This window comes from Bacillus sp. A260, from assembly GCF_009861435.1.
Classification (GTDB): Bacteria; Bacillota; Bacilli; order Bacillales; family Bacillaceae_G; genus Bacillus_A; species Bacillus_A cereus.
Genome location: NZ_CP046399.1, coordinates 43,194 through 60,711 on the forward strand (window position 1 = coordinate 43,194; position 17,518 = coordinate 60,711).

The window sequence follows — 17,518 nt, forward strand, 5'->3', positions numbered from 1 at the left end:
TTACTGTCCACCTTTAAAACGTTCTAATTGTTTTTCATCAGGATCAAACATGACATTATACGCTTCTGTAGAACTAACTTGTACAATTGCTTCACCACGCTTTAATTCAGGTAATATACGAAATTCTGATTCTGTTAAACTTTCTCCTAAAACACTTTTCAATGTATCCAAGACCGAGTTATCCATATTCAAAAATATTTTATATTGTGTTAATTCAAAAATGGCTTTCATCGTAGATACGTCAACTGTACTTCCTGGTGGTGGTAACATTTCTTGCGGTGATTGTGTCGCAAAAAATATACCTGCAAAGAATTTTCGCATCTCACGTTCAAACTCTAGGACATAACGGTTGGCAAATTCATTTTGCGAATTGATAACGTTATGACACTCATCAAGAAAGACCATAAAATATTTAACATCTTCAATTGAAAGATTTTTTTCTTCTCGTAAATACTTCATTTTACGACCATTTTTAAGTGCATGACTCCAAATCAAGGTTAATGCAGTGAATAATTGACAGTTGAAAACTGATTTATCGTACTTTGAAATCCCATCAATATCAAAGAAAACAATTTGTTCATCTTCAAAGTTTTTAAGAGTTGTATGACCATTAAACATATCACCATATACCGTTATCATATCTTCTACTTGTAATTTTATTGCTTCTAAATCACGGTGACGTTGTGGTGTTGCCCCTGTTTCCAATTTTAAATCGTTTAAGTACCTATAGAAATCTTCTAAAATCGGATAATTTTCAGGTGGAAAACCTGTTACTTTATACACTTGATTACTTCCCTTTTGAGGAACTAATCCCCACTCAATATAAAAAGCATACAAATGTTTACGAAACTCTTGAATCACAGTATCATCAAATTCTGAATTCAAGAATCGAATCATATTTGTAACTTTAGAGATATGCTGAATAAAAGAACCCTTTTCGTCTACCGCACCTGTATTTGTAATTTTAGTTGCAAATACTTCTAACGGGTTAATCATCCCTGTTTCTACTTCTTCTGAATCTTGTACCCCACTTAAATCTATAATCTTACCACCTTGCTGCTGCACAATTGTGTAATAATCCCTTGCTTTATCAAAGCCACGGATGAAACAATCTTTTGCAACTAATCCTTCCTCTATCTGTTTCAGTAATGTTGATTTACCAGCACCCATCTTACCAAAAATAAAACCACTAAATGATGTCCGAGTACCTGTAGATAAAAATGGATCTAAAATAAATGCGCCACCTGTTGAGGTTTGTCCTAAGTAAATTCCTCTTGGGTCTTTTAAATCTTGATGATGAAACGGTATACCGTAACCAATATTCCTAGATGGCAGTGGTCGTCCGCTTTTTACTCCTAAGTACTCTACTTGATCATCATAGCTTGCAAACAAAGATTGCCATTCTTCTTTTTGTTTAAAAATAAATACCTGAGCTTTATAATCTTGTCCCGCAATTTCTTTCTTAATATCTCCAATTCTTTTCTCTAGTTGCTCTAACACTGGATCATATATGAATATACGCAAATGTATGAGCTTAACAATTTCCCCTTGCTGCGTAATTGAACGTGCAAAATCAGTTAGATTTTGGAGCTCCCAATGTGCATCATCGCGGTCAGTAGACCGACGTTCTGATGTCATACGATCTTTCAACTCACCAATGGATCGATTTATATCTTTAACAACCTCTTCTTTATTAGCAGTTGCTATATCTATACTTGAAATAGTATCTTTGTTATTCATAAGAGTTGTCAACCATAATGGAGGCACTTCTTCCGCAAGGGAATACACATGTAGACAAGCAACATAGCAATCTCCCTTAGCAATATATCGTTCATTAAATTTAATTCCACCCTGCGGTTGCACTCTTTGAGTAAATTCTAAATCATAACCTTCAGTAAGATATTTTTGTTGCTCTTTCCTTCCTAATTTAACCATCTTTATTCACTTCCTACTACATTTCTGAATTCATGTTTTGTAATTTAAAGATTAATTTTTCAACTTCTTTTGCCTTCATATTCTGCAAATCAAATTGACGCCCACCATAGCGCTTCATATCTTTCACATTTTTCACTAACTCTTTTTCATTTTTTGCATACACAACAATAAAAAATGCTAATTCTTTTAAATTTTTTTCTACCCATAGCACACGATTAAGGTTTTCAACAGCTAAACTATAGCGTTGGTACCATAAAGCTTCTTCCTCTTTACCTACTCCTTCACGATTCATTCTGTTTTGGAATCGTATAGCCATTCGTTTCCAAAAAACTTGTTGTACTGATGTTTCTGTAGAGTACGTTAAAGATAAAATTTTAAATGGCTCATGATACACACGACATAAACTTGTTAACTGGTTCATAAAACGCTTCAAATCATCTTGGTTCATAGAAAGTAAATCTGTTGTTTTTACCTTTAAATAAACCTGTAAATTATCTCTACGATCAACCAGAGTTCCTGTTTTTTTATCAATGCTTTTATACGGCGCTATGTCTACCATTAGGGCATCAGTTTTTTTAAATGATGCAAAAATAGTTGAAATAAATCCTTGCTTCTCAGATGCCTGCTCTTTGTTATTTTTCTTTATTTTTTTCACATCAGCTGTTGCAACCCTCATGTTCATCATCCCTTTCACTAAAATTAAAAAAGAGAGTGCTCTTTAAGCACTCTCTTTCAACTTCCTATTTTTCATAGATTCACTGTTGATTGTATTTACTTCAATCGGATGATAATTTTTATTATCCATTTTCAACATGTCCAAAATAACTTTCAAATTTCGATTAGTCGGACTATTATAGGGTTTAATACATAAAAACAAACCAAATAATCCAAATAACACATAGAACATTAATCTACCAAATCCACCGATTGGAACAACATTTGGCATATATCCTGCTAAAATTAGCATTACGGCTATAATGCCCCCATCAATTATATAGAAAAATGCTAGTTTTATTTCTTGTTTAATATTTTTGGGATTCCGGATCATTTCCACTACTATCATTCTCCTTTCTATTATCTAATCATAGGTTTAATTACCTTTTATAAACCTATGAACACCTATTTGTATAAAATTCAATTACAATTTTTCTTTTCCTTGCGTATTTCTCTCTCTAAAAAATCCTTATCTATATACTCAGCACTTGTTACTGTTACCCAAATAGGTTCCTTTTTTCTTCTTTTTAACAATTTAAAAATATGTTTTACAAAAGTTGTAATCATGCTTAACACAATCGCGACTCCTAACATGCAGATAGCAAATAGCCAATTATTCATTTCAGTATTCCTTCTGCTTTCTTTTAACTTCAGAACACTCTCTTGATAGTTCATTATTTGAATACACACTTAAAGAAATATAAATTAGAAAAACAAAAGTAACAATGTAATGATATAAATGATTTAATTCAAAACTTATTTGAAAAGTTAAGATTCCCATTGAAATAACAAATCCCATTAACATCATAAGAAAGCTACATCTCAATTCTCGATTTTTCATTTCAAGGTATATTCTTTTTCTATCCGCAACATCAATTATTCTCACTTTAGAAGCCTCCTCATTTTACCTTCCTCGTAAGCCATTTGTACGATTATCGGTACTACCACGTTTTTTAAATCTTGATACACTTCCTTCCCTAACGTTATCTTGAACATTTACATCTCTTTGTACTGTGGTTGCTCCTGCTCTAACATCCGCTGTTACTTCACTACTACCTCGGACATTATTTTGAACATTTACATCTCTTTGTACTGTGGTTGCTCCCGCTCTAACATCCGCATTTACTTCACTACTACCTCGGACATTATTTTGGACATTTACATCTCTTTGTACCGTGGTTGCTCCCGCTCTAACATCCGCATTTACTTCACTACTACCTCGGACATTATTTTGGACATTTACATCTCTTTGTACCGTGGTTGCTCCCGCTCTAACATCCGCATTTACTTCCCCACTACTTCGGACGTTATTTTGGACATTTACATCTCTTTGTACTGTGGTTGCTCCTGCTTTTACATCTGCGGTTACTTCCCCACTACCTCGGACGTTATTTTGAACATTTACATCTCTTTGTACTGTGGTTGCTCCTGCTTTTACATCTGCGGTTACTTCCCCACTACCTCGGACGTTATTTTGAACATTTACATCTCTTTGTACTGTGGTTGCTCCTGCTTTCACATCACCACTTACTGTATTATTCCCTTTCACTCTATCTTGGATATTTACATCCCGCTCTACTGTCGCTGATCCTGCTTTTACATCACTATTTACTGTATTATTCCCTTTCACTCTATCTTGGATATTTACATCCCGCTCTACTGTCGCTGATCCCGCTTTTACATCACCACTTACTGTATTATTCCCTTTCACTTTATCCTGAATATTTATATCTCGTTCTATCGTGGCTGATCCTGCCTTCACATCAGCCTGTGATGCATTTACTCCCCCTGTATTTCGTAATTTATTTTGCAACTCAATTTCACGTTCCGCTGTTTGTTTTTCACCTTTCACATTGCCTTGCTGTCCTTCTTCTCTTCCTGTATTTCGTAATTTATTTTGTAATTCAAGTTCTCGTTCCGCTGTTTGTTTTTCACCTTTTACACTACCTTGTTGCGGCTCTTCTCTTCCTGTATTTCGTAATTTATTTTGTAATTCAAGTTCTCGTTCCGCTGTTTGTTTTTCACCTTTCACACTACCTTGTTGCGGCTCTTCTCTTCCTGTATTTCGTAATTTGTTCTGCAGCTCAAGTTCTCGTTCCGCTGTTTGTTTTTCACCTTTCACATTGCCTTGTTGCGGCTCTTCTCTTCCTGTATTTCGTAATTTGTTCTGCAGCTCAAGTTCTCGTTCCGCTGTTTGTTTTTCACCTTTCACATTGCCTTGTTGCGGCTCTTCTCTTCCTGTATTTCGTAATTTGTTTTGCAGCTCAAGTTCTCGTTCCGCTATTTGTTTTTCGCCTTTTACACTACTTTGTTGCGGCTCTTCTCTTCCTGTATTTCGTAATTTATTTTGTAATTCAAGTTCTCGTTCCGCTGTTTGTTTTTCACCTTTCATGCTACCTTGTGTACTTCCTTGTTGAACATTATCTTGGCGATTTGAACTACCTTTCCGATTTGCTACATGCATATTTCTTTGAGATGTTTCTTCCATTTTTGGAGTTGAAGAATTCTCTTTTCCCGCATTTGCATTATTTTGAACATCTTTCCCTATTTTTCCTAATGTTTGACGATCAGCATTTTCTTGAGCCTTCTGTTTCCCTTCAGATTGTCCACCTTTAAATTCATCAATAGTTCCTTTCACACTACCTGTCACACCTTTAGCAACACCAGATACGGCTTCTTTACCTTTATCAACTGCACCAGTAACGGATTCCCCCATCTTATGTCCAGCGTCATTTACCATGCCACCAATTCCACGATTTTTCATATAACCTAGTGCTGCACCAGTATTTCTAGCAATTTTCTTGGGCTGTAGACCACTATTTTTTTGATTCCCACTAGAATTACCATCCGAATTGCCCTCAATATTATCAGATTTATCATCAGATTCAGATCTTTTAGGAGTATCTGCTCGACCTTGGCCAGACAATTTATCTTGCACACTTCTGCCCATATTAGTTAATCCTTTTCTTACACCATTAGCAGAAGATAACGTTCCTAGTGCACCCATTAGATTGTTCTTTCCTTCTTTCAAACCAACATCGATACCAAAATACTTTAAAATAGATTCAGACCCTTTAATTAAAGCGGTTGTCAAACATATCATTGATACAATATATAAGAAACTATTGATATCCGCATCTGATAAGTAATTAACTGCTATAATATAAAACCTTAAACTAAGTCCTGTAAAAGCAAATACTAAGAAGCCATTCATAATATCCTGCACAACCATTTTTGTTTTCTGTCCTGATTCCAGATCCGTAACAAACACAAATGGTGCAATTAGCTTCTTCATTCCAATTTCGAATATCGTCATTACAAAAACAAAAATAGTATACAGGTATGCAACTCCCAATGCGACTAGTCCCCAAAATATAGTAAAGAAATTCATAGGATAACGAACATATCCTGACGGAAAAGTATCACTAAAAGGGTTAAACATACTTTCTTTAATTTCTTCAACTGCTTCTTTATCTCCATCGTTTGTAATTTTATATTTTAGATAATCCGTTTCTTCAGCAACTTTTTGCTTTTTTAACTTATCAACAACATCCGTTGTTACCAAATCTCCAAGGTCAGCATTATAATACATATCTTCATCTAAACCATTCTTAACACTTTTTTCTTTTGAAATTGCCTTTTCATTTTCTTTCTTTATCGAATCAAATCCAATTCGACTTAAATACACTATATCAGCTGTATTATGCTTTACTAGATTAAAAGCCAAACTGTCTTTCATTTTCCCATCTTTAGTTGCATCATGATAAAAATCTGTAGACATTTTTTGCATATCTGCCATTAATTCATTTAGCCCTGCTAGCAAGCCCACCATCACAACTATATTCACCCCAACAGATTTAAAACGTGGTGGCTGATGATATATAATCGTTTTAATTCCTAGCCAAGCAATTACCAATACTAAAATTGCAAAAAACATACCTTTCATCATAGAAGACGCAAAATCATTTAATCCAGCATCTTTTAATAAACCTAATAAGGAAAATGTCTTAGGAATTACTTTTTCTAATGAAGAAACCATTACAAGTAACCCCTTAATTATCCACCCTTGAATTGATTGAAAAACAGAACCTAAAAAGTTAGCATATTGAATCCAATCATTTTTCAAAAACTCTATCGCTTTTCCAGCATCTTTGTCTTTTAGACCAAGAAAATCATACCAATCAAAAGCATACGCAACCGGTGTGAATGTTAAACTGCTCAATAGTATAGAAATTGTTAAAATTCCTTTTACTAGTGTCCTTTTACTTTTTATGAACCACTCTTTTACTTTCTTAGTAGCCATTCCTATTCTACCTTCCCTTTTTACTTTATTCCCCATATTCTCCACCTTCATATACAGGAATTTTTTTATCTTTATAACTGTTTTAATAATTTTTTTAGATATCTCTTTATGTTTTGATTTGCTGATTCTTCTAATAAAATTTGAACTTCTTCTTTCTTAGGAACCACACTATCTTTTGCATATTTCAATAACATCACTACCAGACGATTACGAATTTCTACTGGATCTTCTACATTTTTCTTTTCCTTTACACAAACAATTAATGATTTAATCACTTCATCAATTGTTTGTTCTGGTTCTGCTATAAACTCTATCTTTTGTTTACTGGCATATTGGTTTCTCGCATCATTATTTACAATAAAATCCAAGAAGTTCAAATACAGATCTTTTAAATCCAGTCCTATATGTAAGGAAGGTATATCAATTTCATTTAGGTCATTTGAGGTATCAAACAATTCCCCTAAAAATTGCCAACGATAAGGCATAGCTGTTTCTTTTGTATTTAAAATGGGATATGGCCTTACTTTTTTTCTATTTTTATCTTGTCTATGTAGTGCGCGGATAACTAATGTTTCTCCCTCCAAAAATTGTGATAGCCTATCCGGAAAAATGATACGTTGTTGGTCTGCACTTTTAGTTACTTTGTTATCTACATCCAAATAACTTTCATTAGAAGACTTCCCAATAACAGTCTTGTGTCCCGCACGTTTTGAAATTTCTTCTATTGTTTCAGGATCAGTTGACATAATATATATATGATTTTGACAGTTTTGTTTAATTTCTTTCGCCTGTTTATCATATAGCTTTTCAATTTGTGAATAAGATTGAATTACTAAATTAAATAACATATTACGCCCTGCACAAACTGTTAATACGCCACCCATATCATCAATTGGTGGCATATTACCAAACTCATCTAACAGAAAATGTACTCGTCTAAAACATTTTTTACCTTTTGTATCGTTACAATTTGTTGATAATTCAGTGTATAACTGTTTAATAAAAATACTCGCTAAAGCATGATTTGACTTGTCATAGTCAGGTACTATCATAAATACCGCTGTAGGCTTATCGGAATACGATAATTTTGCTTTTGGCTTTAAAGGAAAAGTATTCGCCTTTAAATTCAGCGTAACTTGACGTTGATGTTCAGGTTTATGTTCACATCCCTCTTTTTTCTGATAAACAACTCTTCCTTTTTCATCTAACAGTTTTTCAAACTGTAAACTATACAATAATCTATATCTCTTTTTCGGATCTTCCTCATCTTGAAAACGAATAAGTAATAGATCTCCATCTTCTAAGGATTCATCAAAATTCATATTACACATTCCCAAAGCTTTGACCTTAATTTTGTAACTTCCTATTTCTGTCTTTTCTTGATTATTTTTATGAAATGAGACTGTTACACGCTTATTTAGAAATTTTTCATCCAACTGAAAAAATAGGTTTTTAGGGAAACCTACTTGTTTTAAATCTAAGCTAGATTTTGATGTCATTTTTGCAAACATTTTATCCGCAAAAGTTTGTAACCCCTGATTGGCGGTTGCAAGAATAGATCCCTTCGCTTTTTCACCAGCAAAGCTAGTTGAACCGTACTGCATCTTTGCAATATTTCCTTGTGGCATGCTTTTAAAGTACTCATCCAGAGCATTTTTCTCTGTAAAATCATCAGGATCTTCCTTATAATAAAATGTCCCTAATTCATTGAGCATTTGAGATACATTGTGCATTGTAATTTTTTCAATGCAATTATTCTTCACACAATACTCTACAACAGCTAGAATAATTCCATTAATTGCATTTTGTGCAGAAGTGTTAAAAAATTCATTCTCTCCCGCATCAGGTTTGTTATACAAAGAGAAAGTCAATGTATTTGCACGTTTAGCTGCTTCTTGATCATCCCCATTTACCCAAGCATCAATGACTAATTGCAAGGGATTATAAGACATTCCCTGCAATGGATCTAAAATGTTAAGTACCTGTACATCATACCCTCGCTTTTCTAACGTATCTTTAGAGGCACTATATAGTTCCCCCTTCGGATCATTTATTACCATACTTGATTGATTTTTTGCTCTACTCAAATTATCAATCATTGGAACGACAATCGTTTCCCCTTTACCCGAACGAGAAACCCCTAAAATGGCTGTATTAACTGTATCTGTATCGATATAATATTTATCCTTAAAATGTGAAACAGGTACACCTCCATAGCCTTCAAAGGATTCATTTTTATCAGGAACTGCTGGATACTGTTCTTGAATTTCTTCAATAGTTGTAAATCGACTATCCCCCTTTTGACCGTAAGCTACATTCTTATCACTTCGATAATTAAATTTTGAATACACCAAAAAACCAATCAATATAAGAATCAATACAAAAAAGACATATATATTTGTTGGAAGTACAAAAGAGATAGCATTTTCCGCAGAAATACTCTTATTCCAATCCGCCCCCCAAACATCAAAAATAGTCGGTTTTTCTACTGTTTTTGATATATCATTTATAATTCTCTGATACGTCCCTACTAAAAAGTTCACAAAAAACAAAGGAAAAAGCACCGCAACAATCGAAACCGCTAGTGCTTTTTTATTAATTCTTTTTTGTTCAGTAGGCAGATCTTCACCATCAATTTTATAATTATGATGAAGATACCCTTTTCGCTTCAATGAGAATTTTCGAATTTTTTTCATCATCTTATTCCTCACTCAATCTACCTTTTATTTAGATCCTAATAACCAGCTTAGAATACCTTTACGAACTGGCTGTTGTGGTTGCGGTGTTTGTTGCATCATTGGTTGTTGTGCTGCAGACTGTGGTTGCATTGGTTGCATTGGTTGCATTGGTTGCATTGGTTGTTGATACACTGGCTGTTGGTACATATATACCGGCTGTTGATACATTTGTGGCTGAGGGTGTTGACCTATCCCAGTATTATATGATTTTTGTAGCTTGTCTGTTAAATCTTCTATTATATTTTGAAGTTCACGAATTCTTTCTTTATCTTTCTTTTCCGCTCCCTCTTGGCTTCTCATTTGTAGATGTAAAGCTTGTTTTTCTAATTCAAGTCTTTCTCTTTCAATTTCTTGTCGCTGCTTCTCGTGTTCACTATTACGCTCTGCTTCAATTTCTTGTGCCCATATAGGAATTAAATTTTCTATCTCCCCTTGAAGTCGCGATAATTCTTCTTGCTGTTCCTTAAATGCCATATTCATTAAATCTTCTATTGTATTAGCGAAGTGCGATAACGCTTCATTCTTTTTGTCAATCAATTCCTTTTTCGCATCCAATTTTAGGTTATGTATCTTTTCTTCCATTTTCTGTTTTTGGACTACTTCGTTTTCCTCCATCAATCTTTCTTCATGAGCATTTACCAGATTCATTTTTCGTTCCTCTAATTCTAGTTGATACTCCTTAAATTTTGTTTCTTGTCCTATTTTAAAAGCTTCTAACTCCAATTCTTGTTTTTCACGTAACGCTTGTAACTTTCCTTCTATCTCATACTGTTCTTTACTTTCAAAGTTTTTGTACTCATCCAATAGGCTTTGCATATTTCTTTCAAAAGTATCTCTTAAAGCTATTTCTGCTTCTGTAGAGTAATCTCTTAACATCGTCGTTCTATAATCCTGTTCCAAATATAAACGAATTTCATCTAATAAGTTATTTACATCTTGATAATATCCATCCTGAATCAGTAAAAATTGTTTACCACTTAATACATTTTTTGCATATTGTAGCTTACGAATTTCTAAAGCTGTCTTAGGTGGTTCTTCATCAATACCTAACAAGCCCAATAAATGCGTTACCGAGAAACGTGTATGGTATCGTTCTTGTTTTTCCTTAACTTCACTTAAATCTACAAAGCTATCATATTCAGGAAAAATTACTTCTTTTGTATTTAAAATTATGTTAGCTTCTTCCTCTTTAACTACTACACTGTTTTCTGATTCTGGATAAAGAATTTCCTTTTCAATATCATCTATAGGAGCTTCCTCTGATGCATGATCCATCCAATCTTCTGTTGAAATATCAGCTAACATGTCTTCAGACGAACTTTTTTCAAACTCCTCATCAATGGCGAACGGATCTTCCTCTTTTGTTAAAGTTATTACCTCTCTTTCTAATCCCTCAATATCATGAGAATCAAACATATTAGCATTACTTTGATCTAATTCCTCAGAAGACATTTCTTTGAAATCTTGTAATGGATCCATATCAGAAAACTTTATTTGCTCTTCAAAATTTTCTTCTAAATCATAATTGGATAAAGCATTTTCTTTCTCATTAGGAGCAGATGCCTTCTCCTTCTTGCTAAATAATTTTGTAAACAAACCACCTTTTTTCTTTTTTGCTTCTACTTTTTCGCTTTCTGTAGAATTTTTCTCCCTCTCCGATTTATAACTTGCATAAATTCCTTGTTTGATTTCCATACCCAAATCAAAATCGGTTCCATTTTCTAGATCTCTTGAAATGGCAGTGAGTAAAGAAAATTTTTCTTCTCCCCCTATAGGTAATTCAAATTCATAAGCTTTTTCATTCTCAAAATCTTGGAGCAACAACAGTACTTGATCTGATTGTTGGTTTTGCTCAATATATCTTTGAATTAAATTTTCAGTCTCCAATAAGCCTAATTGCTTACCGTTACTAACTTTATTCTTTTTAAGAAATTTTTTAAAAGATTTAGATTGTTCCTTCTGTAAAAATTCAACAATATACATTGTTTTACCCTCATTCCATGTATATAATTCTTTTTCTATGTAAAATAAAAAAGGAGCTTACAAGATTGTAAGCTCCTTTTCTGCTTTTATTAATCTTAGAATCCAGATGTAACGTCTTTAACAGTACTTCCTAGTGCTCCTGCTCCCCATAACAGAATGCCACCAACAACAATGTACAGTAGCCATTTCTTTGCTGTACGGCTTGGCCCTTCACCGAACATGAACATGAAACCAATGATACATACACAGAATACAATAACTGCTAAACCAATTCCTTGTAATTTTCCAGTCCAATTCGCTAAAGCACCACTAACCTTTTCAAAAAAATCATTATAAACTAATGTTTGCAAAGAGCTCTTTGCTGATTCAAGTAGATTTAATTTTGGTAAATTCATTATTAAGTACCTCTTTCTTAATTTTAATTGAGATTTAATATATGCATCTATTGGACTTGCTAATAGCTTGTTAATTTTCTCTTTAATAACAATGGCCAAAGTTGAAGTCATAGATGATTGTTCTAAACAGGATTTACCCCTGTTAGTAACGTTAAGTAATTCTTATAGATGAACTATTATGAATATCCTTCATAACTGTTAACCTATTTTCAAAAACATATTCACAGTACATTCCAACAAGAAGTATTTCTTTTACTTCACATTTAAACTGATCCTATATCATGCAGCCTACATTTAATATCTTGTATTTTTATGAGAGATGAAATGCCGGAATACATCTTCAACTTCAGGGATTCCGTCTGAACAAATCGTTATGATTGCTATGAGTGCGATTATGCCACCCATAAGGATCATTAAGCGAAACACATTGTTTTCAAGCATTTCTCAACACCTTCTCTCTAGCGGACTTGCGAAATTGCCGATCCATTAAACTCCATCTCTACATTTGGCAAGTTAAATAGAATAATTTTCAAGTTTGCTACAACCTGATAATCTACTACGTCACCAAAGTTCACTTTTTTGTTTAATTGTTCACTTTTGACGGTTAAAGCCCCTTGATACTGCTTTTCACTGTAATCTTTTAAATTGGCAGTTGCCTCTTTTGTTAATCCACCATGTCTTTCAATTTGATAATTGACTTGTTGTTTATATGAATTCACATTACTTAATTGAATACAAAAAAGAGCTACTGCAACCATCATCATGATCAGCATTAGCCCTACAAACCACTTTACAATCAACATAATTGAACTATCTAACATGCCTTACACCCACTCACTTTTCATTTTTCCTCCTTACTCCATTGCTTATGAGAGATTAATAGATGATAGATGATACACTAATACAGCAGCTGCAAACCCCACTACTAATATGAAAGAACTCATTACAATTTTGGTAGGAAAGAAATTAAAACGTTTCAACTTAAAAGCAATAATTTCGTCAATTGATCTTTGTAATTCAGTACTTGCCATTTGCCCTAACTCATTAATTACATTTGTATCACTAGAGTTTTGCTGGAAATCATATATGGTTTGCATGATATTAATTGACATATCGCTTCCACTTGAACGCATAGCATAGTCAGTGAATGGTTGGATGTCATTTGGCTTATCTGTCATTTCAGACATTAACCTAGCTAATGAATTCTTATCCACCGGATTTTCCATCCGATTAAGTATCTTCCGAAAAACTTGGTATAAGCTAACAGATCCATCTGCCTCTTTTAAATAAGGTATCAATAGCCTTGTAAACTTTGAAAAGTTTAGATGCCTTTCAAATTTAAATGCATTGTATACTTTAATAACATGCGTATACTTAGAGCGATAAAGGAAAAAAGGCAACCCAATTGCCAATAAGTAACACCATTTTGAAAGAAATAATCCTAATAACAATCCGAAAAATCCCGCCAAGGCAGTTTGTATCATCCGCCTTTTTTGAAATTTATCAATCATTCTTTTGGTATTCCCCATTTCTTCCAGCATGCTGTATAAATCTTCTTCTGCCAACATTCGATTATAACGGTTTTTTTTAAGATCTTTAGCTGCTACTACCCTCATGTTTTGACCTCCATTATCGAATCATCAAAAAGGTATGTAGTAAAGGATTTAAAAAAGAAAAACATTAATGTCATGTAAATACCGCCTGTAATCCAACCAATAGGATGTTTTGCAAATGCAGTAATATAGGTATCAAAACTAAAAGAAAAAGTGATAGCCAACACAAATACAACTATTACTCCACAAAGCATTTTCATATCTTTTAGATGCCCCTCTTTTTTACGTTCATAATCGTCCTTTTTTTCTTTTATTTCATTGTGGTACGATTTAATGTCTTTCAACGTATCCAGGTTTGTTCTCCCCTCTATCACACAGGTTTCAAGTTGTTCTAAATACTGATCAAATATAATATCCTCACGATATTTATTAGACAATTGCTTAAAAGCTTGAATGACCTGTTCTTGATCCGCCCCCATTAAGCTTGCTATTAATATTTTTAAGTCTTCTCTTAATTCCCCTTGAGAACGATCACTCGCTCTTCCTAAGGAGGTTAGCAACGTTTGACTATCATTCGCTAAAAGTGAAGTCATATTATTTACAAACTTATTTCTTTCCCTGAAAGAATCGCGTTCATATGCCCTTTTAATAATCTTGGGCATTAACACTTTTAATCCATATAGTGCCCCAATACATCCTAAAATCAGGGACAACCACCATATATACAATAAGAGAAAAGAAAATACCCCCGCTACGAGCCCTGGAATTGCAGCATGTCTAACATAATCCTTTTTAGCTAAAGGCTTTCCATATGCCGCCTTAAACGCATTAATTTCTTCTGCATTTACAAATTTCTTTTTCTTTGTTTTTGCATTGAAAGTAGAGATTTTCATACTTCATACCTCCTCTCTACAATTTTTTATCCCCTATCTACTTATGACTAAATTTTTCTTAAATGCTATTTCATCTGTATAATTAGGAAGTTCATAACTCAAATCTATTTCCGCTAGTTTGTCATAAAATTCTTCTGATAATAATCCTGTAGAGAAGGTGAATTTGCCGTGTCGATATTTTTGTTCAAATACCATTTGGCATCCCTCAACTGAATACTCCACTATTTTCGCTAAATAACGGATAACCCTTTTAATTGGATTTCCATTTTTATCGGTTGCTTTTACAACCACACGTTTAATATGAAAACCAAAATTAAAATAACGCATAATATCCTCTTCAAGTGATTTTTCATCTACCTGATACCCAATTTTGGACATATTCACAAGCCTTTTCGGTGATGTTTCTGCATCTACTGAGTGTAGAGAAGTCACTACATGATGTCCTGATAATACTGCTTGAATCATTTCATATGTTTCTTTCCCACGAAGCTCAGAAATCATAATCCAACGTGGATTATTACGAAGAGCAGCTATAATTTCATCTGTTACTGTAACTCCATTTCCAGTTAGCCAGCTAAATACATCCTTGTCGGGAAACAAAGATTTAACATGTGTCTCTGGAACGTCTTCAATCATGATTGCCTTGTGTTCAAATTGAACCATAGAAAATAACAACTTTAATAACTCTGTTTTTCCGGTTCCTGTTTCACCTGAAATTAAGACATTATTCCGACTTGCCATTACTACTTTAAAAAAGTCATATATGAATTGAGGTGCAAATGTCTCAAAGTTTGATTCATTTAGCACTAAATTAGGTCGAACAATCCTCAATGACATAGTAGAATTACCAGTCGTATTCTGTTTATGTACCGCATTAATACGAATTGAACCATAAACACCATCGAAAATAGGATTTTTCGGAGTAAACTCTTTTCCTACTGCATGAGCAAATTTCTGAATTAGCCTTGTTATATATTGTTCTGTAATTTGATGTTCATGATCTTCATAAACTCGCTTATAGTCACTCGATTCTACAATTAAATGACTACCGTTATAAGATATATCGGTAATATCAGGACGTTCTTTAATTAGTCTTTCTATAACGCCCGTCCCAACAAGCTCAGACACAACATATTCAATAACTCCATCAACATCGTCTTCATCATAATCCATAAAATAAGCTGGATACTCATTTTTAATTTTTTTCTTAATTTCTTGCCTTGCTTCTTCTTTTAATAGCGCATCAATAACTAACTCAGCATATCTATTTTTCAAGTCATTTCTTATGGTTTCTAACTTTTTATAATCGAAGTTTATCTCTTTAGCTCTTGTCCTACGATTAGTCATTTGTCCCTTACTAAACATACTCTTCTCCTTTCCAATTTATTTTTCAAAAGTTCTTATGAAGGTGGTTCGACAGACGGACTAATACTTAGCTTGCATGTAGCTTGATACGTATTCTCTCCATCATGAATAATAGCTCTAATTGCCTTTGTAGAACCATTTGAATTATCTAAGTACTTAAATTCATATTTCGCGTCTTTACTGATTTTTACAAGCTTATTTGTTTCAATACGTTTTCTAAAATCTTTTTCAAATTCACTCTTTATAATAAATAGCTCCCCACTTTGGATACGTGAGCTATTATCCGCATTTGAAATAGCACTTGTTCGAACTGTCTCAGTCATTCCTTGCATGACGGAATCATTAGCAAAATTCTCTCTATAATAATAACCACCTATGGAAATTAGGAAAAAACCCAAGATTATTATTATTAGGATAAAAGGATGGTCTTTCAACTCCTTCACTCCTTCTCAAACAAAGGAGGAGTGAATACTCTCTCCCTTGTTAGATGTTATTTGATACTTGCATACTATTTAACAGAAGACAGCTTTGTTTTAAACACATCAATTACTGAGTTAGTTAGGTCAGGAAAAGCAATAGATACAACTCCTACTAAAGCAGCCCCTACTACAACTGCACCAATCATCCACCAACTACGATCCGTATTTTGATCTAACATGTTACAACATCCTCTCGATTTTTGTTTTTTATATAAAAAAGAGACCTAATTATAAAATTAAGTCTCTTTTTCTACCTATTAGTTTTTAATACAATCGAATTCCTAATTTAATAGCGCGCTCTACTGTTAGGTACTTACTCAACATCATCATATTAATTGCTCCTAATGTAGTCGGCATCACATCATTTATTAAACTATGAATTTTATCTTTTATAAAGACAATCCACATATTAAAGCTAAATCCATCAAATTGACTGGAATCAAAACTAAAGTCAAATTTGAAATCAAAATTGAATAGATCCCCTAATGATAAATTCCCTGAAAGTAGATTTCCTAAACCAGCTTGTGTAAAGGTGGAAAGGCTGCCTTGCAACGAATATCCGATTAAACGAATTACAATGCCAGTAATTACAAAGTATAGTGCCATGAAAATTATCTGCTTTTTGGCGGAGCTGTAAGTTAGAACATTCATGTATTTCTCAACTCCTTTCCTATCTTTTTAACCACTCTATGTCTTTATCCGTCCAGTTAGGAGGTTGACCATTGGGAATGGACTCTCAGCGCAGGATCTACAGGTTCTAAAAGCAATTATTTTTTACTCAAATGAGATTTTTCTCGCTTTGATTGATATACTGCTCCCAATCCAGAATCGTAACTTTAAGATCAACTTCTTTATCACCATAACGACCTACATTAGTATACTTAATACCGAGTTTTCCTTTCAGATAAGTACCGTTTTGCCGGTTAAAAGAATAAAATTTTGTATTTCCTGTATTACTAGTTGTTTCAATTCCTGGAATTCCGAATGTTGAAACCTGTGCTTTCTTTTTATTAAATTGTGCGACAAACGAATGCTTTGACAAAACCTTTGTATTATCGCCAACTACAACCGTTTTACTAGCTTCTGTAATGTCCTGTGCACTTGCATGATTTTGAAAAAAACAGTAGAAATGCTATTAAACTAATCCCTAAAGTAAAGCA

General features: G+C 33.5%; 18 protein-coding genes. All 18 read right to left on the bottom strand.

Annotated features, from left to right (window positions below):
* The 18 genes from GD442_RS26985 to GD442_RS27060 all read right to left on the bottom strand — a co-directional run bounded on the left by GD442_RS26985 (position 1) and on the right by GD442_RS27060 (position 17,400).
* The gene (locus GD442_RS26985) at positions 1-1,935 is read right to left on the bottom strand and encodes a VirB4 family type IV secretion system protein (protein ID WP_048563895.1); all 1,935 of its coding nucleotides are present in this window, start codon (positions 1,933-1,935) and stop codon (positions 1-3) included.
* Between the two features lie 16 nt (positions 1,936-1,951).
* The gene (locus GD442_RS26990) at positions 1,952-2,611 is read right to left on the bottom strand and encodes a hypothetical protein (RefSeq protein WP_001261733.1); all 660 of its coding nucleotides are present in this window, start codon (positions 2,609-2,611) and stop codon (positions 1,952-1,954) included.
* A gap of 42 nt (positions 2,612-2,653) precedes the next feature.
* On the bottom strand, positions 2,654-2,989 hold the full coding sequence (locus tag GD442_RS26995; protein WP_000425242.1) for a DUF5592 family protein: 336 nt from the start codon (positions 2,987-2,989) through the stop codon (positions 2,654-2,656).
* Positions 2,990-3,069: 80 nt separating this feature from the next.
* Positions 3,070-3,270: a hypothetical protein gene (locus GD442_RS27000; RefSeq protein WP_001067200.1), complete on the bottom strand. Its 201-nt coding sequence runs from the start codon at positions 3,268-3,270 to the stop codon at positions 3,070-3,072.
* Between the two features lies 1 nt (position 3,271).
* Entirely contained in the window at positions 3,272-3,535 is a 264-nt protein-coding gene (locus GD442_RS27005) for a hypothetical protein (protein WP_159365263.1), read from the bottom strand.
* 18 nt (positions 3,536-3,553) lie between these two features.
* Positions 3,554-6,952 (bottom strand): pLS20_p028 family conjugation system transmembrane protein, encoded by a 3,399-nt coding sequence (locus GD442_RS27010; protein ID WP_236582437.1) that lies wholly within the window; start codon positions 6,950-6,952, stop codon positions 3,554-3,556.
* Positions 6,953-7,023: 71 nt separating this feature from the next.
* On the bottom strand, positions 7,024-9,648 hold the full coding sequence (locus GD442_RS27015; protein ID WP_481747875.1) for a VirD4-like conjugal transfer protein, CD1115 family: 2,625 nt from the start codon (positions 9,646-9,648) through the stop codon (positions 7,024-7,026).
* Positions 9,649-9,675: 27 nt separating this feature from the next.
* Complete coding sequence (locus GD442_RS27020; RefSeq protein ID WP_159365266.1) at positions 9,676-11,673, bottom strand: hypothetical protein; 1,998 nt, start codon at positions 11,671-11,673, stop codon at positions 9,676-9,678.
* Between the two features lie 95 nt (positions 11,674-11,768).
* Positions 11,769-12,068: a TrbC/VirB2 family protein gene (locus tag GD442_RS27025; protein ID WP_001052929.1), complete on the bottom strand. Its 300-nt coding sequence runs from the start codon at positions 12,066-12,068 to the stop codon at positions 11,769-11,771.
* Between the two features lie 294 nt (positions 12,069-12,362).
* Positions 12,363-12,509 carry a hypothetical protein gene (locus GD442_RS27935; protein WP_000892400.1) on the bottom strand — a complete coding sequence of 49 codons (147 nt, stop codon included), beginning with the start codon at positions 12,507-12,509 and terminating at the stop codon, positions 12,363-12,365.
* A 17-nt stretch (positions 12,510-12,526) separates the two neighbouring features.
* The gene (locus GD442_RS27030; protein WP_159365267.1) at positions 12,527-12,889 is read right to left on the bottom strand and encodes a hypothetical protein; all 363 of its coding nucleotides are present in this window, start codon (positions 12,887-12,889) and stop codon (positions 12,527-12,529) included.
* 45 nt (positions 12,890-12,934) lie between these two features.
* On the bottom strand, positions 12,935-13,684 hold the full coding sequence (locus tag GD442_RS27035) for a hypothetical protein (protein WP_001266822.1): 750 nt from the start codon (positions 13,682-13,684) through the stop codon (positions 12,935-12,937).
* Positions 13,681-14,514, bottom strand: coding sequence for a hypothetical protein (locus GD442_RS27040; RefSeq protein ID WP_000704104.1), 834 nt, complete (start codon positions 14,512-14,514; stop codon positions 13,681-13,683). Before GD442_RS27040 ends, GD442_RS27035 begins: the two co-directional genes overlap by 4 nt.
* 33 nt (positions 14,515-14,547) lie before the next feature.
* Positions 14,548-15,879 carry an ATPase, T2SS/T4P/T4SS family gene (locus GD442_RS27045; RefSeq protein WP_159365268.1) on the bottom strand — a complete coding sequence of 444 codons (1,332 nt, stop codon included), beginning with the start codon at positions 15,877-15,879 and terminating at the stop codon, positions 14,548-14,550.
* 35 nt (positions 15,880-15,914) lie between these two features.
* Positions 15,915-16,313: a hypothetical protein gene (locus GD442_RS27050; RefSeq protein WP_000651503.1), complete on the bottom strand. Its 399-nt coding sequence runs from the start codon at positions 16,311-16,313 to the stop codon at positions 15,915-15,917.
* A gap of 74 nt (positions 16,314-16,387) precedes the next feature.
* Complete coding sequence (locus GD442_RS27940; protein WP_000886826.1) at positions 16,388-16,537, bottom strand: hypothetical protein; 150 nt, start codon at positions 16,535-16,537, stop codon at positions 16,388-16,390.
* An 85-nt stretch (positions 16,538-16,622) separates the two neighbouring features.
* Entirely contained in the window at positions 16,623-17,009 is a 387-nt protein-coding gene (locus tag GD442_RS27055; protein WP_001101891.1) for a hypothetical protein, read from the bottom strand.
* A gap of 127 nt (positions 17,010-17,136) precedes the next feature.
* A complete protein-coding gene (locus tag GD442_RS27060) occupies positions 17,137-17,400 on the bottom strand; it encodes a hypothetical protein (RefSeq protein ID WP_236582435.1) in 264 nt (87 codons plus the stop codon).
* Positions 17,401-17,518 lie beyond the last annotated feature (118 nt).